Annotated in this window: 17 protein-coding genes and 1 tRNA gene; 11 read left to right on the top strand and 7 right to left on the bottom strand. The window is 37.2% G+C overall.

Annotation, left to right across the window (positions count from 1 at the left end; all coding sequences use genetic code 11):
- The first annotated feature begins 99 nt into the window (after positions 1-99).
- From dnaE to ACVWYG_RS11065, 3 genes are all read left to right on the top strand, one after another.
- The gene (dnaE, locus tag ACVWYG_RS11075) at positions 100-4533 is read left to right on the top strand and encodes a DNA polymerase III subunit alpha (protein WP_457270281.1); all 4434 of its coding nucleotides are present in this window, start codon (positions 100-102) and stop codon (positions 4531-4533) included.
- A gap of 165 nt (positions 4534-4698) precedes the next feature.
- The gene (gene trxA / locus ACVWYG_RS11070; protein ID WP_457270280.1) at positions 4699-5019 is read left to right on the top strand and encodes a thioredoxin; all 321 of its coding nucleotides are present in this window, start codon (positions 4699-4701) and stop codon (positions 5017-5019) included.
- Between the two features lie 82 nt (positions 5020-5101).
- Positions 5102-6322, top strand: coding sequence for a PQQ-dependent sugar dehydrogenase (locus ACVWYG_RS11065; RefSeq protein WP_457270279.1), 1221 nt, complete (start codon positions 5102-5104; stop codon positions 6320-6322).
- A gap of 198 nt (positions 6323-6520) precedes the next feature.
- Here ACVWYG_RS11065 and ACVWYG_RS11060 read toward each other — a convergent pair whose 3' ends face one another.
- Positions 6521-8503 carry a M1 family metallopeptidase gene (locus ACVWYG_RS11060; RefSeq protein ID WP_457270278.1) on the bottom strand — a complete coding sequence of 661 codons (1983 nt, stop codon included), beginning with the start codon at positions 8501-8503 and terminating at the stop codon, positions 6521-6523.
- A 226-nt stretch (positions 8504-8729) separates the two neighbouring features.
- Between ACVWYG_RS11060 and ACVWYG_RS11055 the strand changes: the two genes are divergently transcribed.
- Positions 8730-10343, top strand: coding sequence for a glycoside hydrolase family 31 protein (locus ACVWYG_RS11055; RefSeq protein ID WP_457270277.1), 1614 nt, complete (start codon positions 8730-8732; stop codon positions 10341-10343).
- Positions 10344-10427: 84 nt separating this feature from the next.
- Here ACVWYG_RS11055 and ACVWYG_RS11050 read toward each other — a convergent pair whose 3' ends face one another.
- Positions 10428-11411 (bottom strand): c-type cytochrome, encoded by a 984-nt coding sequence (locus tag ACVWYG_RS11050; RefSeq protein WP_457270276.1) that lies wholly within the window; start codon positions 11409-11411, stop codon positions 10428-10430.
- Positions 11412-12112: 701 nt separating this feature from the next.
- On the opposite strand from ACVWYG_RS11050, the gene ACVWYG_RS11045 reads away from it, so the two are divergent.
- From ACVWYG_RS11045 to ACVWYG_RS11035, 3 genes are all read left to right on the top strand, one after another.
- A complete protein-coding gene (locus ACVWYG_RS11045) occupies positions 12113-12289 on the top strand; it encodes a hypothetical protein (RefSeq protein ID WP_457270275.1) in 177 nt (58 codons plus the stop codon).
- Positions 12290-12442: 153 nt separating this feature from the next.
- Positions 12443-12790: a DoxX family protein gene (locus tag ACVWYG_RS11040; protein WP_457270274.1), complete on the top strand. Its 348-nt coding sequence runs from the start codon at positions 12443-12445 to the stop codon at positions 12788-12790.
- 1 nt (position 12791) lies between these two features.
- A complete protein-coding gene (locus ACVWYG_RS11035; RefSeq protein ID WP_457270273.1) occupies positions 12792-13130 on the top strand; it encodes a DoxX family protein in 339 nt (112 codons plus the stop codon).
- A 276-nt stretch (positions 13131-13406) separates the two neighbouring features.
- Here ACVWYG_RS11035 and ACVWYG_RS11030 read toward each other — a convergent pair.
- The 5 genes from ACVWYG_RS11030 to ACVWYG_RS11010 all read right to left on the bottom strand — a co-directional run bounded on the left by ACVWYG_RS11030 (position 13407) and on the right by ACVWYG_RS11010 (position 18337).
- Positions 13407-13480: transfer RNA gene (locus ACVWYG_RS11030), tRNA-Ile, on the bottom strand.
- Between the two features lie 646 nt (positions 13481-14126).
- Positions 14127-15320: an ADP-forming succinate--CoA ligase subunit beta gene (sucC, locus tag ACVWYG_RS11025; RefSeq protein ID WP_457270272.1), complete on the bottom strand. Its 1194-nt coding sequence runs from the start codon at positions 15318-15320 to the stop codon at positions 14127-14129.
- A 186-nt stretch (positions 15321-15506) separates the two neighbouring features.
- The gene (locus ACVWYG_RS11020) at positions 15507-16001 is read right to left on the bottom strand and encodes a hypothetical protein (protein ID WP_457270271.1); all 495 of its coding nucleotides are present in this window, start codon (positions 15999-16001) and stop codon (positions 15507-15509) included.
- Positions 16002-16133: 132 nt separating this feature from the next.
- Positions 16134-16841 (bottom strand): LOG family protein, encoded by a 708-nt coding sequence (locus ACVWYG_RS11015; RefSeq protein ID WP_457270270.1) that lies wholly within the window; start codon positions 16839-16841, stop codon positions 16134-16136.
- A gap of 17 nt (positions 16842-16858) precedes the next feature.
- Positions 16859-18337 (bottom strand): sodium:solute symporter, encoded by a 1479-nt coding sequence (locus tag ACVWYG_RS11010; protein WP_457270269.1) that lies wholly within the window; start codon positions 18335-18337, stop codon positions 16859-16861.
- A gap of 440 nt (positions 18338-18777) precedes the next feature.
- On the opposite strand from ACVWYG_RS11010, the gene rpsO reads away from it, so the two are divergent.
- The 4 genes from rpsO (at position 18778) to ACVWYG_RS10990 (ending at position 24770) form a co-directional block, all read left to right on the top strand.
- Complete coding sequence (gene rpsO / locus ACVWYG_RS11005) at positions 18778-19062, top strand: 30S ribosomal protein S15 (RefSeq protein ID WP_457270268.1); 285 nt, start codon at positions 18778-18780, stop codon at positions 19060-19062.
- 113 nt (positions 19063-19175) lie between these two features.
- Positions 19176-21311 carry a polyribonucleotide nucleotidyltransferase gene (gene pnp, locus ACVWYG_RS11000; RefSeq protein WP_457270267.1) on the top strand — a complete coding sequence of 712 codons (2136 nt, stop codon included), beginning with the start codon at positions 19176-19178 and terminating at the stop codon, positions 21309-21311.
- Between the two features lie 286 nt (positions 21312-21597).
- Positions 21598-22269 carry a ribulose-phosphate 3-epimerase gene (gene rpe / locus ACVWYG_RS10995; RefSeq protein ID WP_457270266.1) on the top strand — a complete coding sequence of 224 codons (672 nt, stop codon included), beginning with the start codon at positions 21598-21600 and terminating at the stop codon, positions 22267-22269.
- A gap of 83 nt (positions 22270-22352) precedes the next feature.
- Positions 22353-24770, top strand: coding sequence for a TonB-dependent receptor (locus ACVWYG_RS10990; protein WP_457270265.1), 2418 nt, complete (start codon positions 22353-22355; stop codon positions 24768-24770).
- Positions 24771-24896 lie beyond the last annotated feature (126 nt).

The raw sequence follows: 24896 nt of genomic DNA, 5'->3' as shown, positions 1-24896 counted from the left end.
TTAAGCAATTGTTGATAAAATTTTGACAAGCTTAGATGCTATTTTTCCTATTTTTGGAATCGATTTTTACTTCCATCTGGAGAAATTACCCCATTTACCATGTACCTCATTTTTGATACCGAAACAACCGGATTGCCACGTAATTACAACGCTCCAATCTCTGATGTAGAGAATTGGCCTCGTTGTATCCAAATTGCATGGCAGTTGCATGATGAAATGGGTAGGTTGGTAGCGCATGAAAGTTATTTAGTAAAGCCCAAAGGTTTTAACATTCCTTACGATGCGGAAAGAATACACGGTATTTCTACCGAACTGGCAGAGGAAAGCGGAATCGTTATTGAAGAAGTTTTAGAGAAATTTCAGCGTATCCTATTAAAAACTAAGTTTATTGTTGGCCAGAATTTAGGGTTTGACGTAAACATTATGGGCGCCGAGTTTTTCCGCTTTGGCATAAACCAAAACTTAACTGAAATCCCTTTATTAGATACCTGTACAGAAATAACCGCGGGACTGTTAAAACTGCCTGGTGGTAGAGGTGGCAGATTTAAATTACCAACACTTACAGAACTTCATCAATACCTGTTTGGTGTTCCATTTAACGAGGCACATAATGCAACAGCAGATGTAGAGGCTACATCAAAATGCTTTTTTGAACTGATTAGGATTGGCAGCTTTTCAAAAGAGCAGTTATTGGTCGATGCGGAATATTTCCCTAAGTTTAAAGAGACAAATCCTGAGCAAATTAAAAGTTTTGGTGTTAAACACATCAATTTAAAAATCGCATCTGATGAAATTAGGAAACGTTTATACAAAAGCGAAGGCGCAGGTATTTCAAAAGAGGACATCGCCGAAAATAAACAAGAGTTGGTTTCGGCCGATTTTTCCCATCTTCATAACCATACACAGTTTTCTGTGCTACAAAGTACCATAAGCATCAGCGATTTGATTAATGCAGCGGCAGATTTGAAAATGCCAGCCGTTGCAATTACCGATCACGCAAACATGATGGGTGCTTTTCATTTTGTTGCACAAACAATAAACCACAATAAAGCAGTCGAAGAGAAAAATGCAGCTTTGATTGGAGACGGAAAAGAGCCGACAGAAAGTCCTTTGAAGCCGATTGTCGGCGTAGAATTCTTTGTTTGTGATGATCATTTAGATAGAAGTCATAAAGACGACGGCTATCAAATGGTATTTTTAGCCAAAAATAAAAAGGGCTACCATAACTTGGCCAAAATGTCTTCTATCGCCTATACCAAAGGCTTCTATTATGTCCCAAGAATAGACAGAAAAATCGTCGAAATCTATAAAGATGACATCATTGTTCTTTCTGGAAATTTATACGGCGAAATTTCTAGCAAGCTCTTAAATCTAGGCGAAAAACAGGCCGAGGATGCTTTACAATGGTGGAAGCAAACCTTTGAAGATGATTTTTATGTTGAATTGATGCGTCATCAACAAGAAGATGAAGATAGGATAAATAAAGACCTTATCGCGTTGGCAAAAAAACATCAGGTTAAATTAGTTGCCACCAACAATACGTACTACATCAATAAAAAAGATGCAAACGCACACGATATTTTACTTTGTGTAAAGGATGGGGAGAAGCAAGGTACACCAATAGGTAGGGGGCGTGGCTTTAGATTCGGACTTCCAAACCAAGAATATTATTTTAAATCGGCAGAAGAGATGAAAAATCTTTTTGCAGACTTACCTGAAGCAATTTTTAACATCAAAGAAATTGTAGACAAGATTGAAACTTATAAATTAGCTAGGGAAGTATTACTTCCAAAATTTGACATTCCAGAAGCATTTTTGGTTATTGATGATGCATCAGACGGTGGAAAAAGAGGAGAAAACAAATTTTTAAGTCATTTAACGTATGAAGGGGCAGCTAAGCGATACGATGCCATTACCCAAGAGATTAAAGATCGGTTAGATTTTGAATTGGCAACCATTGAAAAAACCGGTTACCCGGGATATTTTTTAATTGTGCAAGATTTCATCGCCGAAGCGCGCCGTAGAGATGTATCAGTTGGGCCGGGTCGTGGGTCTGCAGCAGGCTCTGTTGTGGCTTACTGCCTTGGAATTACAAACATAGATCCACTGAAATACGATCTACTATTTGAGCGTTTTTTGAATCCGGATCGTGTATCGATGCCCGATATCGATATTGATTTCGATGATGAGGGAAGAGGTCGGGTGATGGACTATGTAATTAATAAGTACGGTTCTAGTCAGGTAGCACAAATCATCACTTATGGTACTATGGCGGCAAAGTCTTCCATTAGAGATACAGCTAGAGTGTTAGATTTGCCTCTATTTGAGGCTGATAAGATTGCCAAGCTCATCCCAAACATGAAGCTTGCAAAAATTTTTACTTTAGATGAAAAACAACTAAAAGATGCCCTTAGAGCTGATGAATATGAAAAAGTTGTAGAGTTAAAATCACTGCTTCTCAAAAATGATTTAACCGCAGAAACCATTCAGCAAGCTCAAATTTTAGAGGGCTCATTAAGAAATACTGGTATTCATGCATGTGGCGTAATAATCACACCGAGTGACATTACCAATTTTGTACCTGTTGCAACAGCAAAAGATTCTGATTTATACGTTACCCAATTCGACAACTCGGTTGTAGAAAGCGCGGGTTTGTTAAAAATGGACTTTCTTGGCCTAAAGACGCTTACTTTAATTAAGGACACCGTTAAATTGGTTAAGAAGCGACATGACATTTTGTTAGATCCAGACGAATTTCCGATTGATGACTTGCTGACATATGAGCTTTTTCAGCGTGGAGAAACCATCGGTATTTTTCAGTACGAAAGTCCTGGGATGCAGAAATACATGAAAGAGTTGAAACCGACCGTTTTTGATGATTTGATTGCCATGAATGCGCTTTATAGACCGGGACCAATGGAATACATCCCGAGTTTTGTACGCAGGAAAAACGGTGAGGAACCTATAAAATATGATTTAGATGCTTGTGAAGAATTCTTAAAAGAAACTTATGGCATTACCGTTTATCAAGAGCAAGTGATGCTTTTATCACAAAAGCTCGCGGATTTTACTAAGGGTGAGGCCGATGTGTTGCGTAAAGCAATGGGTAAAAAACAAAAATCAGTTTTAGATAAGATGAAGCCAAAATTTATCGACCAAGCTGAACGGAAAGGCCATGCAAAAGATGCATTAGAGAAAATTTGGAAAGATTGGGAGGCGTTTGCTGCCTATGCCTTTAATAAATCCCACTCCACTTGTTATGCTTGGATCGCTTATCAAACCGCCTATTTAAAAGCCCATTATCCTGCAGAATATATGGCGGCAGTTCTGAGCAATAACATGAGCGACATAAAGCAAGTGGCATTTTTTATGGAGGAATGCCGACAAATGGGTGTTGTGGTTCTTGGACCGGATGTGAATGAAAGCGATCTTAAATTTTCAGTAAATGCAAAGGGGGAAGTCCGATTTGGAATGTCGGCGGTTAAAGGCGTTGGCGAGAAGGCTGTAGAAAGCATTGTAGATGAGCGGGTTAAAAATGGGAATTTTGCGAGTGTATATGATTTTGCAAAACGTTCTAATACTAGGGTTGTGAACAAAAAGGCCTACGAAAGTTTTGTTTACAGTGGTGCATTAGATGCCTTTGGAGGACATAGAGCTCAGTATTTTTACATCGGGCCCAACGATAAAATGAATGGTATAGAAAAAATAATTAAGTATGCGAATGATTTTCAAGCGAATGAAAGTACTTCGCAAGCTTCACTTTTTGGTGGCTCAAAGGCTGATATGATTCTCGAACCAAGTTTACCTGTTTCGCCAGAATGGGCACTGATAGACCGCCTAAAATATGAAAAAGATGCAATTGGAATTTTTCTATCTGGTCACCCATTAGATAACTACAAATTAGAACTTGAGTTATTTTGCACGCATAACGTAAAAAATCTCGCCACCATTAACAAAGTGCGTATGGGCGACAGCAATGAAGAAGTGTTGGCAGATTTTGAGCCCCTAAAGAATAGAGATATTTGTGTGGGTGGACTCGTAGTAGCCGCTTCGCAACGTGTTACTAAAAACGGAAAGCCTTTTGGCACCTTTGTTTTTGAAGACTTCAATGACAGTTGCGAGTTGGCACTTTTTGGAGAGGACTTTATTAAATTTAAATCATTTTTAACAGAAGGATATTTTCTGCAGATTAGAGGAAGGGTAGGTGAGCGCTTTGGAAAAGCTGGCGATTGGGAATTTAAGATAGGCTCTATTGCCTTACTTTCTGATTTGCGAGACAAATTGGCTAAATGCATTACCATTCAAGTTCCATTGGATAAGGTTGATGATCTACTAATGGAGGAAATCGAAATTTTAGTAGAAGACAACAGGGCGACGACAGAACATCAAAATTGTGCACTGAATTTTCTGGTATTCGACTTAGAAAAAAATATTAGGGTAGAACTGCCTTCAAAAAGCATCAAAATAAACCCCAACAATAAATTTTTAGAACAATTGAAGGAGTTACATGTTGTAAATTATAAGTTAAATTAAAACAATAATAAGGGATCTTCTTTATTGAAAACTTTAAAGATTAGACGCCGTCAAATATCGATAAAGGACGCTTAGCGATGCGCTCTCAAAAAAGTGTCAAATTGGCATAGAGGAAGGCTTGGCATTACTATTGAATTACTACATTTGGATAATAAAAGATAAATTATGGCAATAGAAATTACAGATGCAAACTTCGAGGAAGTTGTATTGAAATCAGATAAACCGGTATTGGTAGATTTTTGGGCAGAATGGTGCGGCCCTTGTCGCATGGTTGGTCCTGTGGTAGAAGAGTTGGCTAAAGACTTCGATGGTCAGGCCATTGTAGGTAAAGTTAACGTTGACAACAATCCGCAAATTTCAATGCAATTTGGAATCAGAAACATTCCTGCCTTATTGTTTTTTAAAGGTGGAGAAGTGGTAGATAAACAAGTTGGCGCAGTACCTAAATCAGTTTTAGCTGAAAAACTTAATAAACAGTTGGTTTAGTTTTAAATTAATTATTATAAAATTTACGCCCAGCTCGATGATCTTGCTGGGCTTTTTTTGATTGTCTTTTTATAAAAATACTATGAATTATTTACCGAAAAAGAAAATTAAAATCAGTGCCTTTTCAATACTCCTGCTGATGGGCGCCGGTTCTTTGAATGTTGCCTGTGCTCAAAATCCAGTGGAAACTAAACCCGCCACGGCAGATTTTAAACCTGCTTTCGATGGGCAGACACGTGCTAAAGGCGTTGTAACTAAAACTCCAATCAAGGTAGAAGTAATCAATAGTGCTTTGAAATCGCCTTGGGGATTATCTATTATGCCAGATGGAAGGTTTTTAATTTCTCAGAAGCAGGGGACAATGGTTATTTTAAGCGCAGATGGAACTGCTCAAAAGACGATAGAAGGTTTGCCTAAAGTGAATGCAGATGGTCAGGGAGGATTATTAGATGTGGCAATAGATCCAAAATTTGCTCAAAATAGGATGATTTACTGGACATTTTCAGAGCCACAGGATGATGAATCTGTGTTGTTAGCTGTTGCGAAGGGTAAATTGTCAGCTGACGAAACCGTTGTTGAGGATCAAAAGATTATTTATAGAGCAACGCCATCTTACAAAGGTAAGTTGCAATACGGTTCTAGAATTGTATTCGATAAAATCGGGAATTTATTTGTAAGTACGGGAGAACGTTCTGGTGCTGATATTCGTATGCAAGCACAATCCTTGGATTCTTCGTTGGGCAAGGTAATTCATATTACTCCTGATGGTAAAGCTGTGCCAAACGGTCCATTTGCCGGGATGGCAAATACTAGGTCAGAGATCTACGCCTATGGTTTTCGGAATCCTGATGGTTTTGCAATCAATCCACAAACTGGAGATTTATGGGAAGCGGAGTTTGGCCCCAAGGGAGGAGATGAGGTAAATATCATTAAACCAGGTAAAAACTATGGATGGCCAGTAATCACTTATGGAACAGAATATAGCGGCAAAATGGTTGGTGAAGGCATTACACAGAAAGCCGGAATGGAACAACCTATTTATTATTGGAATCCGAGTATTTCTCCAGGTTGTATGGCTTTCTACGACAGTAATAAAATTCCTGAATGGAAAGGAAACCTATTTATGGGCGCGCTTGGCGGTCAGCACATTGCCCGGCTAGTGATTAAAAACGATAAAGTAGTGGGAGAGGAGCGTTTATTAGTTGATCAAAACGAGCGCTTTAGAGATATGGCAGAGGGAAAAGATGGAGCACTCTATACTGTAACAGATGGCGGAAAATTGTATAAGATATCCAAAAAATAATTATCCTAAATAAAATTTAGCTCCTTGCAGAAATGTCAAGGAGTTTTTTTTGCGCAATTTTTACTCCCTTACGCTATTCCGAATTCGAAAAGTTAATTATTATTTTGTCAAAACAGAATCAAATTGCGAACTCAAAAATCTAGCTTCATCATTTATATAGCCACATTACATTTTTAAATCAACTGATTCAGCTACTAATTATCCCTTCCAAATATTATTTCTTCTGTCACTGTCTGGCAGTTTATGTTCTGGATCTGCAATGACAGACTCTACAGGTTGTGTAGTTGGAAGATGAACGGTGTGAGTGCCGCTCTGCATCCAAGTTTCTACAGGTAATTTCAAAACTGTTTTACTTCCATCTTTTAAAATTACTTCAAGCGTGACTGGCAAAGCCATCTGTTGCAAATTTGCCAAAGTAATGTCGACTCCTTTTGTAACATCCTTATCCGTATATACAACAGATTGAACCGCCACATCAAATTCCCAATTGTTATAAAACCATTCTTTCCAAAACCAGGAAAGATCTTCGCCGCCTTCACTTTCCATCATTCTAAAAAAATCATCAGGTGACGGATGTTTAAAAGCCCAACGTGCTATGTATTTTTTAAAAGCATAGTCAAACCGATCTTTTCCTAGTATTTCTTCGCGCAGCAGCACAAGACCAAATGCCGGCTTAAAGTAAACCAAAGGATGGCGGTATTTCTCAGTGAGCATATCTGCTCTTGCCATCATGTTGGGTGCATCTTTATCCTTTAATAATGGGATAATCTCATCTGCTGGATTTCCCTTGCCAGGCGCATATTCTCCATCTCTTTTTGGCGCATACTCGCCTTTGTTAAAATCATCTGCAGCATAAATGTCTATAAAAGTATTAAAACCTTCATCCATAAATGCATAGCGTCGTTCGTTGCTACCAACAATCATAGGAAACCAATTATGTCCAATTTCATGTGCCGTAACCCAATAAAGTTCATCGCCTTTGTCTTTCCATCCGTCAAATACAATTCCGGGATATTCCATTCCGCCTGCAATACCAGCTTCATTTATGGCGACAGGATAGGGATAAATAAACCATTTATCGGAAAAATACTCCATCGATTTCTTTAAATATTCTGTAGCCCTAGTCCACGCGTCGATCCCCGCACTTTCTACCGGATAAACCGACATCGCCAATGCTGTTTTGCCATTAGGTAAATTTACTTTTGCGGCGTCCCAGATATAGGCTTTTGAAGCGCCAAAAGCAACATCTCGGGTGTTTAACATTTTAAAATGCCAGTTTCTGGTTCCCTTCAGTTCCAATTTATTTTCGCTAATTACGTCCTGTGCCGAACGAATCATTACAGTTTTATCACTCTGCTTAGCGTTTGCGAAACGAGCTGATTGCTGAGTTGACAGCACTTCTTTTTCATTTTGTAAGTCCCCCGCTCCGGCAACAATCACCCCGTTAGGAACATTAACTGTATAGTCGAAATCGCCATATTCACAATAAAATTCGCCGCTTCCTAGAAATGGCAGTGTATCCCATCCGTGTAGATCGTCAAAGACACACATCCGTGGATACCATTGTGCTATTTCGTATATTTTTCCATTTTTAGTATCAAAAAAGTCGGTTCTTCCACCAAATGCACCGGGAATCACATAGCTGTAATCTATATGAATGTCTATCTTTTCTTTCGACGATAAAATTTCCGGTAAGCGAATCTGCATCCTAGTATCATTAACCACATAATCTGCCTTAAACTTTTTTCCTCTGTACGTCAGGTTGACTGTTGTAAATTGATAGCCATTTGTGTGGGTGTTTTCTGAAGCACTGAAATTTTTGGCTGCTTCTAAATAGAAGTTAGTACGTGCATCGGCACGGTACATATTTTGTCCTATTTCTAACCAAAGTGATGAAAGTCCATTTGGACTGTTATTTGTATAATGTATGGTTTCGATACCGGTTAGCGAGTTTTCTAGAGTATCAATAGCTGCACTAAGCTGATAATCTGCCCTATTCTGCCAGTACTCACTGCCCGGCGCTCCGTCCGCAGATCGAAACTCGTTCCCGTTCTTTGTATATGCATTTTGTGCAAACAGATTTAATGGATTGTAAATCGATTTCTCTTTAGTGATTTGCGCTGATATAGAGAAACAAATGCAGGTTAACGCCGATAAAACAGTGATTTTTTTGAATGTCATGTGATTTGGGTTTGCAAATCCAAGTCTTTTATTTAGTATAAAGGTTGATATTGCTCGCGCTAAAGTAGTTGAAATTTAGTAAAGTATTCTTCGAAAGTTCAAGATCTTAATTCAAAATATAAAGAATTTGATATAAAAATAAGATTTTGAATCCACCAGCATTTACTTGCAATTTCAGATAACCTTTGTTCTCGAAATTTAAATTTTATTGTTTAACATCGCACTTATGAAAAAACAACTTTTATTTTTTTTCTGCTCCTCCTTCCTGTTCGTAAATTTTTCGTTTGGCCAAGCTGCCGATTCTGTTAGACTGCAATTAATAATGGGCGAGAAATGGTGGGGCGGGTTAAGTTCGCAGGGCTATAAAATGCCTTATGATCTCAATTCGGATGAAAGTTATGACTTGTGGGGAAACAATTATGAAAACCAAGCAGAATCATTTTTGCTGTCTAACAAAGGCAGATATATTTGGAGTGAACAACCTATAAAATACATTTTTAAGGAAGGCGTACTTACGGTGACGACGAGAGTGGGTAAAATCACCGCAGGCAAGGTTGGTGTCAATTTAAGAGACGTTTATCAGTTTGCTGTTAAAAAAATATTCCCGCCCAGTGGAAAAATCCCGTCTGAAATGCTTTTTATCAGACCTCAATTCAATACTTGGATCGAACTACAATACAATCAAAACGAGGTCGATATCTTAAATTATGCAAAGCAAATAGTCGACAATGGATATGCTCCTGGGGTGTTGATGTTGGACGACACCTGGCAGGAAAATTATGGAGTTTGGGATTTTTCTCCACGACGGTTTAAAGATCCAAAGGCAATGATGGAAAAACTTCATACCATGGGTTTCAAGGTAATGTTATGGGTTTGTCCATTTATTAGTGCCGATTCAAAGGAGTTTCGAGCACTGGAAGAAAAGGGTTTACTCTTAAAAAATAGGGAAAAAGCTGTGCGCAATGGTGACGAAGACAAAAGTTATGCAGCAATAATTCGTTGGTGGAATGGCGCAAGCGCCTGTTTAGATTTAAGTAATCCGCAGGCAGAAAAATGGTTTAAAGGCAAACTAGACTACTTACAAACCGCTTACAATGTAGATGGTTTTAAATTTGATGCTGGCGATGCTAGGTTTTACAGCAATGTTTCCTCATTTATTCCAGGCGTTCCAAACGACCAGACTACCAATTTTGCGAAAATTGGTTTAGCTTATCCGCTAAACGAATATCGCGCATCTTGGAAAATGGCAGGCTTGCCTTTGGCTCAACGGCTCAGTGATAAGGGACATAGTTGGGCTGATTTACAAAAGTTAATCCCAGAAATAAGTTCACAGAGTTTGATGGGCTACGCATATACTTGCCCTGATTTAATAGGTGGAGGCCAATTTTCTTCCTTCACAGAAGGCGCTAAAATAGATGGAGAGTTAATTGTAAGATCGGCACAAGTTCATGCGCTAATGCCAATGATGCAGTTTTCTGTTGCCCCCTGGCGCGTCCTTTCAAAAAAGAATCAAAAATTGTGTTTAGAAGCGGCTAAGTTACATGAAAAAATGGGCCCCTTAATTTTAGAGTTGGCTAAAAATGCTTCAATAACTGGCGAACCGATCGTTAGTCCGATGGCTTTGGCATTTCCGGACAATGGATATGAAGAAATTAAAGATCAATTTATGCTCGGCAAAAATATTTTAGTAGCGCCTGCGGTAGAAAAACAGCATAGACGAAAGGTAATTTTACCTAAGGGCACGTGGAAAAGTGATAAAGGCGAGATTATTAAAGGTGATAAAACCATACAAATTGAGGTACCGCTCGATCGACTTCCTTACTTTTCGAAGGTAAAATAATAAAAAATTGTTGTAGGAGTTTTCCATCAATTGTGATCTTCCCAGCAAGATTAAAAAAAAGGAATTAGAAAAGTAAACTTTTAACTAGTTGTGGGCGCTATCAAATGTTCTAACAACCACTTTGTTTGAACTTGGCTTTACGCTTCTTAGATACGAGTAAATTGCGCCTAAATCGGTCTCTGTCATGCCAGAAAAAACCGTCCAAGGCATTACAGTGTTGTTTACTGTCATTCCTACTTTTGGAGATTTATAATCCTTATCCTCAAAAATCTTAAAACGTTTAATGAAATTTTCTTTACTCCATAAACCAATACCATTTTTTTCGTCACTTGTAATATTCGGTGCTCTTAAGGTGCCAGAGGGCAAGTTAAATTCCATTCCACCACCAAATTCGGTTCCCGCAATTACCTTACCTTTATCTGATTTACTGTGGCATTCTACACAACCCGCGGCGTTTACTAAGTAACCACCATATCTTACAGCATCTGTTGAAGCAGGGCGTTTTTGAAATGAAGCCGGTTTTGGAATCGTTTTAGTTATAAAGTTTACGGGAAAGTTAAGTTTGGTGGTAGGCACTTCTTTATTTATAGGAGCTAACGACCTAACGTAAGCTATAATACACAAAATATCCTCTTTATCCATTCTACCAAACCTTTCGTAGCCCATCAATGGAAAAAGTGCTCTTCCATCGCTTGTTTCTCCAGTGGTAACGGCTCTAAGAATTTCACCGTCAGTCCAGTTCGACAGTCCATGTGGAGTAATATTTGAAGCGAAAATTTTTCCCGGAAAACCCATTTTTTCATCGAACATTTCGCCACCACCACCTAGGCTTTTTGGAAGGATGGGGCCTGCATAGTTTGTCCAATCTCTGGTACTGTGACAGTCCATACAAGCAGTTACATGGTTAGCCAAGTATCTACCTCGCTCAAGTCTTTCGTTCGTACGCGCAATTTGTATTTGTTGCGCAGGCCCAGTGTTTGGCAGCGCAAAGTTAACGTAAGTTCCGGCGGCGATTACGGCTACTAAGACAAAAAGTAGCAAGAAACCAATTGTCTTTAGTATTTTCATCGACATTTAGATTTGGTTAAATAAACTTCCGAAGAAAAAATCGAATTTGCAACACAGAATTGAAAAATACTTAAAAGTAGGTATAACAAATAATTTTTAAGTCGTTGATAATTAAACATTTAAATTTTATTCATTCAGTTATATTGGCAAATTTAGCCAAAAGCATATATGGAATATAAGCACTTAAACTGCTCTAATATTTGTTGAACGAATACTTAGATTTAATGAAAGATGAGATAGGTTTCATCAAAGAAAGTTGCGCAATTAGGAAAACGATTTGGACAATCCCTTGGATAGCCTGAAAAAAATGTCATTTTATGTCTGGTGGAATTACCCCAAATTAGTCACTTTTAATGGAAACAAAGTATTACTCTTTCTGCTGAAACAATTTCAAGGTCCTCGTGTTCTAACAATGCAATTCTACGGCAGGTTTATTTAGGCCATTAGTGAAAAATATATATTTTTAACTCAATAAAATATTTTTCATTCTTTCCCGCAGATCCAGAAGCGATTAAAAGGGCATAATTAAGTCCCATTAATGCCTTACCAGTGGTTTATGAACCTGGTGAATAAAACTTAAGTTTTACCACTTACTATCAAAGCTCGTATGCATGGCAATTATATCTGTTATCGTCTAGTTTTCTGTTAGATTAAAAGACCGTTCGTTTTCGTCTACAATTACATTGCTAAAAATAAAAATAATGAATAAATTTTCAAAAATCGAATTTGCCATTTTAACTATGATCATCGCGATCATTTTTATTTCTGAGTATTATTACATAGTCCTCAAAGATCATGAACGAGCCATTTTCATCGGCTTGTGGCCGCCCACTATGATTGGTTTACTTATTTATTTTAATACTAAAAAGAAAGATTAATATGGAAAACTTAGACCTGATCATCCTCACAGTAATAGTGAGCGTATTGTATATTGGATTTGCGGTTGCACTTTTTTCTGTTCAGATAAAGCAGCAGCACTCAAAAAAGAAATGAACTGCCACTCACTCAATCGTATAAATTAACCCAAACACATGTATACACTTTCAATTTTTGCCCAGCTAATCATAGCTATTTCCATCGCGTACGTTTGGATTATTCGTTACGACAACCTCGTCGTGGAATTTAAAGAATACGGTCTCTCAAACTTGACTAGAAATTTTGTAGGAGCTACGAAAATAGCATTATCGACACTTTTAGTCGCTGGCATTTGGTACCCAAAACTGGTATTAATTCCTGCACTCTTAATGGCAGGTTTAATGTTGTGTGCTCAAGTAGCGCACATAAAGGTGAATCATCCACTATCTAAGTATATCCCGTCTTTTATATTGCTATTGCTTTCGTTATTCGCGGCATGGGTTCATTTTGGAACAACAAATTAAGATGTTGCTAAACTTTTTAACGCTGGTATCTGCTTTTTCATTTCTTTATTACGGATTGACTTTTTTCACTAAGTCGGGTATGAAAGAGGAATTTGAACGCTACAAATTGGAGAAATTCAGAAATTTGATTGGATGTTTACAGTTGCTTGGCGGCTTTGGATTATTGATTGGCTTGATATGGCAACCGGCTTTAAGCATTTCGTCAGGAGGCCTCGCTACGCTCATGTTAATTGGATTTGGTGTACGTATCAAAATGAAAGATGGGTTTTTAGAATCTCTGCCGTCTTTTGCTTTTATGATCATCAATGGCTACATCTGTTTTACTTCTATCGGACTGTAGTTGTTCAAAACAGGCGTAAATATTCCTTGAATTTACAGCTATAATACCCGTTTTTTTAGGATAAAAAATTCTTGTCATTTTATAAAAGTAGATCTGTGTATAATTATTTCTTTTTGAGATAGATACCTGTTGGGATATGAAACGTTTGGTATTTTAGAATAGCCAAATTTTTTTGATGGCGATTGAGATTTGATCCCATTTATTAAAAAGTATAGAATAGTTAGAATCGCAATAAAACAAAATAAGCCGCTCCAAAACTTGAAGCGGCTTTTAACGTGGGCCCACCTGGGCTCGAACCAGGGACCAAAAGATTATGAGTCTTCTACTCTAACCAGCTGAGCTATAGGCCCTGCAAAATTTACTTATTTTTGCGATTGCAATGTTACGAAATTACATGCGATAATTGAAAATATTTTTCACTTAAAACCAAAAAAAATCGCTTTAAACTCACCTTCAATGGATTAAAAAATAATTATTTTCAATTATTTAATGACAATCGGTAATTTTAAAAAGTAATTTTTTAAGAAAAAAAATTAGAGAATTCTTTCTTCATTTTTGATGTGGCTATTTCTATAGTCATAAAAAAAAATCTGTAGTCAGCACTAAATACTACAACTCAGTTTAATTTGTTAATCGATGGATATGATCCGACTTCGCTCACAGACAACAATATTCATCAATAAGGTTGCTCGTTCACAATCGTTCGTTTTTTTTTTTTACAGGCCTGTAAGCATTGATGACTTTTATCCATACCTTTCGGGCACACGTGACTAGTATGTTTTAAGAAAGTTACGACCGGAAATATTTAAACAAATTTCGGTTTGAATAATTAACTGGCTCACAAGATCGCATAAAACATCCAAAAAATAGTAGCTAATACGCGCGCGCTGTCGGCACTAAACAGACCGTAAGTTTAAGTATTTATATACTAAAAAAGGGCATCCGGCAAGCAACTTGCAGCCAGAAATGCCCTATATTATAATTATTTTTTTTTAATTAGGCTGCAAGCACTTTGCTAACCAAATCTGCAGCTTCTTTTAACGCAATCGCAGAATAAACTTTTAGGCCAGAATTATCTATCAATGCCTTAGCTTCCTCGGCATTCGTACCTTGTAGTCTACAAATAATAGGCACAGGGATGTCTCCAATTTCGTTGTAGGCATCTATAACTCCTTGCGCCACACGATCGCACCGGACAATGCCACCAAAAATATTTATTAGAATTGCTTTAACGTTTGGATCCTTTAAAATAATATTGAAGGCTGCTTTAACTGTTTGAGCATTTGCGGTTCCACCCACGTCTAAGAAATTTGCAGGCTCGCCACCGGCGAGTTTTATAATGTCCATTGTTGCCATCGCCAATCCCGCTCCATTAACCATGCAGCCAACATTTCCATCTAAATTAACGAAGTTTAGGTTGCTTGCGCTTGCTTCAACTTCCATCGGATCTTCTTCTGTAACATCTCTCATGGCCGCATAATCTGGATGCCGAAACAATGCGTTCTCATCTAGATTAACTTTTGCATCTACGGCAATCACCTGATCGTCGCTAGTTTTTAATACAGGATTAATTTCAAACATAGAAGAATCTGTCGCGTCGTATGCTTTGTACAAAGAGGTAATAAATTTCACCATGTCTTTGTGTGCAGCACCGGTAAGCCCTAAATTAAACGCGATTTTCCTAGACTGAAAACTTTGTAAACCAACTTTTGGGTCGATTTCTTCCTTAAAAATTAGATGTGGAGTGTGTTCGGCTACTTCTTCAATATCCATTCCCCCTTCTGTACTATACATTATAATGTTACGACCTTTTGCGCGGTCTAACAGTACACTCACATAAAATTCTTTGGTTGCTGAGGCTCCAGGATAATACACGTCTTGAGCAACCAAAATTTTGCTAACCAATTTTCCCTGAGGACCGGTTTGCGGCGTCACCAACTGCATGCCGATAATATCTGTCGCACGTTGTTTAACTTCATCCAAATTTTTAGCCAGCTTAACACCACCACCTTTTCCACGGCCACCAGCATGAATTTGCGCTTTTATCACAACCCAGTCAGAATTATAATCTATTTTAAGTTGCTTTGCAGCTTCAATTGCTTGTTCTGGTGTATCGGCAACTATTCCTTCTTGAATCTTTACGCCGAAACTTTTTAAAATTTGCTTACCCTGATATTCGTGAATGTTCATTTGCTAGAATTTGCTCAAATCTACAATTTCAAAGCCTCTTAACAAATAGATTTGCGGTTTATTTACTCAAAAAGATGGTCATTGTTGATTTTGATTTTTACCTACCTATGGTGGATTCAATAAAACGATATTGTTTTAGGGCATATTGATGAAGGAAATTTAGCGCTTACGAAACTATAACTTAACTTAAAAGCTTCCTCTAATAAAAAGCCCTATAAGAATCAATCCCACGAAAAGCAGCAATAATCTAGAAAAATATTCTCTGATGTACAAACCTGTCATTATCAAAAGCTCGTCATCCGAATTGCTTTTAATGAGCCCACTTCCGGTTCTTGCCTTATAAAATACCTGCTTATCGGTACCGTTATTCAAACTCCATTCAGAAATCCAATTCCTTCGATACAAAAATTTATATTCGTCTCCGTTTGTAAATTTAACCGTCGCATTTAAAGAAATAAGGTTAAAAGAAATTACCGCAAGTACCTGATTTCTATTGTCTACAAGCAAACTCTCTGCTTTACTAAAACCTTGTGTTTTAAAAAGATATATTCCTGTTTGCGTTGTGGCAATAGCCGAATTATGCCAAGACTCGAAATTAAGGGCATATTTCAGCATTCCTTGACTTACCACTTGGTATTTACTATCAAATGCGTCCTTATTCCAATTAAAGTCGTAATTCATTAAAATTCCTTCCGTTATATCGTTACGATCTTTGTATTGTTTTTTTGTTACATCGATTAAATGAAACGTATATCTATTTGACGTTTAAAAGATAATAATACCACATCCTGAGGAAAAAATTATTTCCGAGTCTTAAAAATTGGGTTTAAGTACGTATTTATTGTAGAACCTAAAAATATGCTCTGAAGCCTCTTCAGCAGTATCTACCAAACGAAATAGGTTTAAATCTTCTTCGTGTATGTTATGCTCTGTTTTTAGCATCACATTTTTGATCCAGTCTATTAAGCCTGTCCAATAATCTTTACCAACCAAAATAATAGGGAAGCGCGCAATTTTTCCTGTCTGAATTAGTGTAAGTGCCTCGAACAGCTCATCCATGGTTCCAAATCCTCCGGGTAATACCACAAAGCCTTGGCTATATTTCATAAACATAACCTTGCGGATAAAAAAATAATCAAATTCCAATAGTTTGTTATGGTCAATGTATTTATTGTGGAATTGTTCGAACGGAAGCTCTATATTAAGACCAACAGACTTTCCACCATTGGTATAGGCGCCTTTATTTCCTGCCTCCATAATTCCAGGACCACCACCGGTAATCACTCCGTAACCTCGTTCGGTAAGTAATTTACCGCATTGTTCTGCTATTTTATAGTATTGGTGAGTTTCTGGTGTACGTGCTGAACCGAAAATGGTCACACACGGACCAATTTTGGCTAGTTTTTCGAAGCCGTCTACAAACTCGGCCATTATTTTAAAAATTTGCCAAGAGTCAGTCACTTTTATCTCTTGCCAATCCTTATTTTCAAACGCACTTCTAATTTTTTCTTCACTCGTCATCTAATCGTGTTTAAATTTTAATATTTCGTCTGTTCCAAAGATCTTTTGCCTGTGAACCAAAGTAGTAAAAAGGTAATTAGTCCGTTTAAAACAATAAGTTCAAATCCCAGTGCATAGTTAAACCATTTTACAGAATGTGCAGCTAAAACATAACAAAAAATTGGAGATAACAAACAGATGTATGGTACTATACTGTCTTGAACAGCCCTTTTTGTTAACATTCCAAACATAAACAAACCCAACAAGGGTCCGTAAGTGTAGCCTGCAGCGGTAAAGATAGCATTAACCACAGAATCATCATTTATAATTTTGAAAACCAAAATTACAACGACCATTATTACAGAAAATCCAGCATGTACCCAATGTCTTTTAGTCACTAGCTTTGGGTCGTTTTGATTTTCGTTCTTATCAAAATGTAAAAAATCTAAACAAAACGACGTAGTTAAAGCGGTAAGCGCAGAATCTGTAGTTGCAAAAGTGGCGGCAGTAAGGCCAAGCATAAATATAATTCCGGGAATGATGTTCAGGTGCCTCAGCGCAATTTCCGGATATAGGTTGTCGGGAGTTTTTAGGGCAGTTACGTCTATTCCGTTTTTTGTAGCATATAAATAGAGTAAAGCACCGACGCTTAAAAAGAAAATATTCATTATCACAAATACTCCGGTAAACGTAAACATATTTTTTTGCGCCTCCTTAACCGTTTTCATGCTGAGGTTTTTTTGCATCAAATCTTGGTCTAGGCCTACCATAGCAACGGTAACAAAAATGCCGCCCAAAAATTGCTTAACAAAGTGTAATTTATTTCCCAGGAAGTTATCCCAGAAGAATATTTTAGAATAGCTGCTATTCTTAACCGCTTCAAAAGTTCCTGCAACGTCTAAATTTAAAGATTTAGCAATGAAAACGATGGATAAGATCACGGACATTAATAAGAAAACAGTCTGCAAAGTGTCTGTTATGATAATTGTTTTTAGCCCACCTTTATGGGTATAAGCCCAAATGAGAGTTAAACAAATAACTATCGTGATCCAAAAAGGAACATTCCACGAATCAAAAATAAATTTCTGCAATACAATGGCAACTAAGTAAAGCCTAAATGCCGATCCAACTGTTCTGGAAATTAAGAATATCATTGCGCCAGATTTATAACTGTATTTACCCAACCTCCGATCCAAATAAGTATAAATTGAAACGAGATTTAGTCTATAATAAAGCGGCAAAAGAAATGTTGCAACAATAATAAAACCCACGGCATTACCCAAAATAAACTGAAAATAGCCAAAATCACTCTTTCCAACGGCCCCCGGCACTGAAATAAATGTTACGCCGGATAGGGCGGTACCGATCATCCCAAATGCGACCAAATACCATTTAGAGTTTTTATTGGCAATGAAAAAGGAAGAATTATCAGAACTGTTTCTAGAGGTTAAATAGGATACTGCAATAAGGACAAAGAAGTAACCTATAAGAAAAGACAAAAGTACAAACGGACTCATAAAGTATGATTTTGCCGTTAAATGTAACAAAACGAATTCTAAAAAGATATTTTTAAAATTTTTGGTCGGTACTAATGTGGTTGTGAATAATCTGATCTTTACCGAAATAGAAAAATCAAAGAGTTGAATCAGTTTTCCCGGTGTTAAGGTTTACCTCACTTCCGCTTTAAAAGACGCATACCAAATAAAGGGGTGATCCAGACGGAAGCAATATTCAAATTTCATCGAATGTTAACGCAATCATATTGCTAATTCTATAACTTAATGCCGTTAATACTGAGATCTATCGAACATCTATACGTATTGACAATCATCAATAATGGTTTTTTAAGGGTCTAATTGCCTATTTACATCAATAAAGGCATTTGCTAATTTTTAATAAAACACGTATCTTTGCGCCACATATAATTTATTTTAAATCACTTTAATATTATTCAAGAATGTATTTAAGTTTAGAAAAGAAAGCCGAAATTTTTCAGACCCACGGCGAGGTAGCAACCAACACTGGTTCTGCGGAAGGTCAAGTTGCGTTGTTTACATACCGTATTGCGCATTTAACGGAGCATTTAAAGAAAAACCGCAAGGATTTTTCTACTCAGTTAGCGCTGCAAAAAATGGTAGGTAAGCGTCGTGGTATTTTAGCTTATCTTTACAAGAAAGATATAGAGCGCTACCGTGCCATCATCAAAGCTTTATCGCTGAGAGATATCATTAAGTCGGTGTAAATATCAAAAAAAATTAAAGCCATTCTACTTTAGAATGGCTTTTTAGCTACAAGAAACAAATCAAAATAAACAAGGCATGTCGAAAGAGGAAAATGTGCCACAACCTTAATTAAATGAATGTAATTAAAAAATCGTTAGACTTAGGAGACGGTAGAACGATAGAAATCGAAACCGGAAAGTTAGCTAAACAAGCTGATGGCTCGGTAGTTGTAAAAATGGGCAATACCATGTTGCTAGCAACAGTCGTGTCTTCAATTGGTTCAAAACCGGGAACTGATTTTTTACCGTTATCGGTAGATTATCAAGAAAAGTATGCTGCTACAGGCAGAATTCCTGGAGGTTTTTTACGTAGAGAAGCAAGATTATCTGATTATGAGGTATTGATCTCTCGTTTGGTAGATAGGGCTTTGCGTCCGATGTTTCCTAGCGATTACCACTCTGACACGCAGGTGATGATTTCTTTAATTTCTGCCGATACTAACATTATGCCAGATTGTTTGGCAGGTTTGGCCGCTTCGGCAGCATTAGCTGTTTCCGACATTCCTTTCAACGGTCCGATTTCTGAAGTTAGGGTTGCAAAAATCGATGGAAAATTGGTGATAAATCCTTATGCAAGCGATTTAGAGCGTGCGACTTTAGAATTTATTGTGGCAGGTTCTGCTAACGATATAGGCATGGTTGAAGGAGAATGTGACGAGATTCAAGAAGAGGAAATGATCGAGGCGATGAAATTTGCCCACGATGCAATTAAAAAACAGTGTGCTTTACAAGCAGAATTAACCGAAGCTACGGGCAAAACGGTTAAGCGCGAATACAATCACGAAGATCACGATTGTGATTTAAAAGCAAAGGTTTACGCAGATACGTATGATAAAGTTTATGCAGTTGCTAAGTCTGGTTTAGGAAAAGACGAACGTTCTGCAGGATTTACTGCCATTATTAACGAGTTTTTTGAAGCGATGCCAGAAGGTACGCCAGATTTAACAAAGGCAATGGCGAAACATTATTTCCATGATGTACAATATGATGCAGTTCGAACTCTATTGTTAGACGAAGGCATTAGATTGGATGGTCGGGCTACAAATGAAATAAGACCTATCTGGAGTGAAGTTGGTTATTTACCTGCTGCACACGGATCGGCTGTTTTTACCCGTGGAGAAACACAGTCGTTAACTTCTGTTACTTTAGGTAGCAAAAGCGATGAGCAAATGATTGATGGTGCTTTTTTTAACGGTTACAACAAATTTCTGCTTCACTATAATTTCCCAGGTTTTTCTACAGGAGAAGTTAGACCAAACCGCGGTGCGGGACGTAGAGAAATTGGACATGGTAATTTGGCCATGCGTTCTTTGAAGAAAGTATTGCCAAAGGGAGATGAAAACCCTTATACCATTCGTATTGTTTCTGATATCTTAGAATCAAATGGTTCTTCTTCTATGGCAACTGTTTGCGCAGGTACTTTGGCATTGATGGATGCAGGCATCAAAATTAAAGCACCAGTTTCTGGCATCGCCATGGGTATGATTTCTGATGAGAAGACAGGTAAATACGCTATTCTGTCTGATATTTTGGGCGATGAAGATCATTTAGGGGATATGGATTTTAAGGTAACCGGTACCGAGAATGGTATAGTTGCTTGTCAAATGGACTTAAAAATTAACGGTTTATCTTACGAGGTTTTAGGAAAAGCACTTCATCAAGCTAAAGAAGGCAGGTTGCACATTCTTGGCGAAATGAAGAAAACAATAAGTTCTCCTAATGAAGATTATAAGCCACACGCACCGAGAATTGTATCCCTTACAATCGACAAAGAATTTATCGGAGCAATTATAGGCCCTGGAGGTAAAATTATCCAAGAAATGCAACGTGAAACCGGAGCAACTGTTTCTATTGAAGAGGTGGACAATAAAGGTATTGTGGAGATTTTTGCGGATAATAAAGCAGCAATTGATGCAGTTGTAACAAGAATTAGAAACATTGTTGCTAAACCAGAGATTGGCGAGATTTACCAAGGTAAAGTGAAGTCTATTATGCCTTTTGGTGCATTTGTAGAAGTTATGCCAGGTAAAGACGGTTTACTGCACATTTCCGAAATTTCATGGGATCGTTTAGAAACTATGGATGGCGTGTTTAAGGAAGGTGATAAAATCGAAGTTAAATTATTAGATGTTGACAAGCAGGGTAAAATGAAACTTTCGAGAAAAGTTTTATTGCCAAGACCAGAAAAGCCAGCTACACCACAAGCTTAAACCATTAAATCTCCGTCGGAGAATTTAAATATTTTTAACCCTTTCAGTAAAAACTGAAAGGGTTTTTTATGGCTTTTTGTGTTGTTTAACAATGATTTTGTAACTTGCGTAGCTAGCCGAAATAAAAGGAGAAATGCAACGTTAAGCGCCCACGGCAGATTATGCTAGGGCGAAGTTAGACTTATAAAACAGGATGAAAATTAGGTTACTGAACCAAACTAAATCGCAATCACCAACGGACCTGAAGAGAGATATTTAAATTACATTAAAAATAAGATAATAATAAATGCAACACCTGATAGCTCCTTCCTTACTGTCTGCAGATTTCGGCAATTTACAGCAAGACTTAGAAATGATAAATGAAAGCGATGCTGATTGGTTTCATTTTGACGTAATGGATGGGGTATTTGTACCAAATATATCTTTTGGTTTCCCCATTTTAAAGGTGGTTAAGAAATATGCAAAAAAACCAATCGATGTACATCTGATGATTGCAAACGCAGACAATTATATAGAAGAATTTGCGAATGCCGGTGCAGATTCAATCACCGTGCACTATGAAGCATGCGCGCACTTACATAGAACTGTTGAGGTCATAAAGAATGCAGGTTGCAGAGCTAGCGTAGCCCTAAATCCGCACACGCCTGTAAATCTACTCCAAGACATTATTGGAGAGCTAGATATGGTACTAATTATGTCCGTAAATCCTGGATTTGGTGGTCAAAGATTCATTCAGAATACCTATAAAAAAGTGAGCGATTTAAAAGCTTTAATGAAGGGAACTAATGAACGTTTGGTTATTGAAGTTGATGGCGGTATTGGTTTGGAAAACATGGCTCCTCTGCTTAGCGCAGGCGTAAATGCATTTGTGTCTGGCAATTCGATCTTTGCGTCCCAAAATCCCACCGAAACGATTGCTAAAATGAAGAATTTTTCTGGAAATACACAGCGCATTTAAACTCATCTCTTTCAGCTTTCTACTAGAAATTAAAGTCGTTAATGCTGGATCTCGCAGAATGAATTAAATTAAAAATTTTAAATATGCGCAGAGCAACGCTATTTGTTCTTTTCTTAACTTTGTCATTCGGGTTGGCAAATGCACAGATCGCGGTCAGAATTTCCGGACTTGTGGTTGATTCTAGTGGACACCCACTTTCCCAAGTTACTGTTACTATGCTTGGCCAGTTCTCTTCTTCTGTCACCGACAACCAAGGTAATTTCTCTGTTCATTCTACTAAAAAGAATTTTAGCATCAAATTTTCCCTTCTTGGTTACAATCCAAAAACAGTAAACTTTACTCAAAATACATTGTCAAATATAGTTGTAAATACAACTTTGTCCGTTAATGTAAGTGAGCTAGAGCAGGTTAACATCACTGATAAGAGAAATCAGTTAACTAATGCATCTATTATAAATATCTCTGACGTTGGAGCAATTCCGCTATTGTCAGGCAATTTTGAGAGTATGTTAAAAACCTTGCCAGGTGTTTCTACAAACAATGAATTAAGCGCACAATACAGCGTTCGCGGAGGCAACTTTGATGAAAACTTAGTTTACCTGAACGGCATAGAAATAAATCGTCCTATATTGGTTAGGAATGGGCAGCAAGAAGGATTAAGTTTTATAAACTCAGATCTGGTTAGCAATGCAAAATTCTCTGCAGGTGGTTTTGAATCTAAATATGGCGACAAATTATCTTCAGTTTTGGATGTAAAATATGACAAGCCGGATAGCGATCAATTTCTACTAGGTTTGAGCTTTTTAAATAGCGCCATTTCTAACAAAATGAGATTTAAGAACAGTTTTTTGCTTGTAGGCTTGCGTTATAAAAATAATGCTAGCGTACTATTAAGAAATGAAGAAAAAGGAAATTATAAACCAAATTTTGGAGATGGACAATTCCTCTATCAGTACGACTTTTCTCCCAAATTTAATCTTGCAATTTTTACAACCTTGAATCTTGGGAGATTTCAATTAAATCCTATAAGTAAAGAGACAACTTTTAGCACATTAGGAACTAAATTTAGACTCGCAGTAGATTATGATGGAAAAGAAATAGATGACTATAAAACTTTGGGAACAGCTTTAACAGCGACTTACTCTCCCCAGTCTAATTTGGCTATTAAATTTATTAATAGTTTTTTTAAGACCTTGGAGCGAGAGAATTATAATATTTTGGGTAGTTATTATTTAAATAACGACGAAGAAACTCCCCCGTCAGACGGATCTATAAAACCACTGAGTTATAGGGGAATTTACTTCGATTTTGCAAATAATAACTTAAGTACTTCCGTATTCAGCTCGGAAATTAAAGTGGACCAAAATTTTGGCAGTCATGTATTCTCTTGGGGAATAGGCGCACAAACTAGCAATTCGAAAGATAGATTAAATGAGTTTAATTATGTGGATTCTACAAACAGCACAGCGAAGCCAAAAGTCGAAAATGTGGTTAACGCAACTAACAACTTAATGTTGAATAATCTAAATGGTTATATTCAAGACAGTTATGCAATTTCTAATTTCACAGATTTACAGCTTGGTGTAAGGGGAAGTTACAATTCGTTAAGTCAACAGTTTTTAATTAGCCCAAGGTTGTTGTTAGCCTATCGTCCTAGTGGGGAAAATAAGATTTTAAGATTTAGCGCCGGGGTATTTCAACAACCGCCATCATATCGAACGATAAGGGACGTAAATGGGACTTTAAACCTTCATCAAAGAGCGCAGCGCTCTTACAATCTCTCGTTAGGATATGAATACGCGTTCGATGCGCTTGGCACCCGCCTAAAATTTGTTTCAGAAAGCTATTTCAAATATTCAGATCAACTTATCCCTTATAAAATAGACAACTTGCAAATTAAGTATTTAGCAAATAAAGTGTCTAAGGGTGTGGCTTACGGCACTGATTTTAGCATAGGAGGTGAGTTTGTTAAAGACATGATTTCTTATTTTAGACTTTCACTCATGCATGCGAATGAAAATTTAAGGAGCGACCAAAATGATCTAAATGGTAAGCCAGTATATCTCGGATACATTAAACGGCCGACAGACCAAAGGGTGAATTTTTCTGTTTTCTTTCAGGATAAACTTTTAACTAACCCAAGTTATAAAGTTCATGTAAATGCGGTCTACGGATCCAGATTACCAATTGGTCCACCGCAGGGTTCTAAATATTTAGATAATTTTTTCATTCCTGCCTACAGACGGGTGGACATTGGCTTTTCAAAAGATTTTTTAGATGAAGCTTCTAAAGAAAAACCAAAATTTTTATCTAAAAACTTCAGTTCGGTCATTTTGTTTTGTGAAATTTTCAACCTATTAAATATTGATAACACAGTTTCTTACCTTTGGTTAAAAGATGCAAAGGGCACGCAGTACGCAATCCCAAATTTTTTAACAGACAGGCAAATTAATATTAAGTTAATTGTTCGATTTAGGGACAAAAGCAATACAACTCGATAGCTTTTGCCAAAACGATAATAATTTGAGGTATTCTCGCTAAATTTTTGTAAAAAATTAATTTTTTACCAACGGATTAATTTCTAGGAACTAATCAAAAAAATTACCTTTGCGGCATAAACTTTATAG

Source organism: Pedobacter sp. UYEF25 (genome assembly GCF_054061655.1).
Note: the sequence above shows the minus strand (reverse complement) of the source record. Positions and strands in the feature narration are given on the sequence as shown.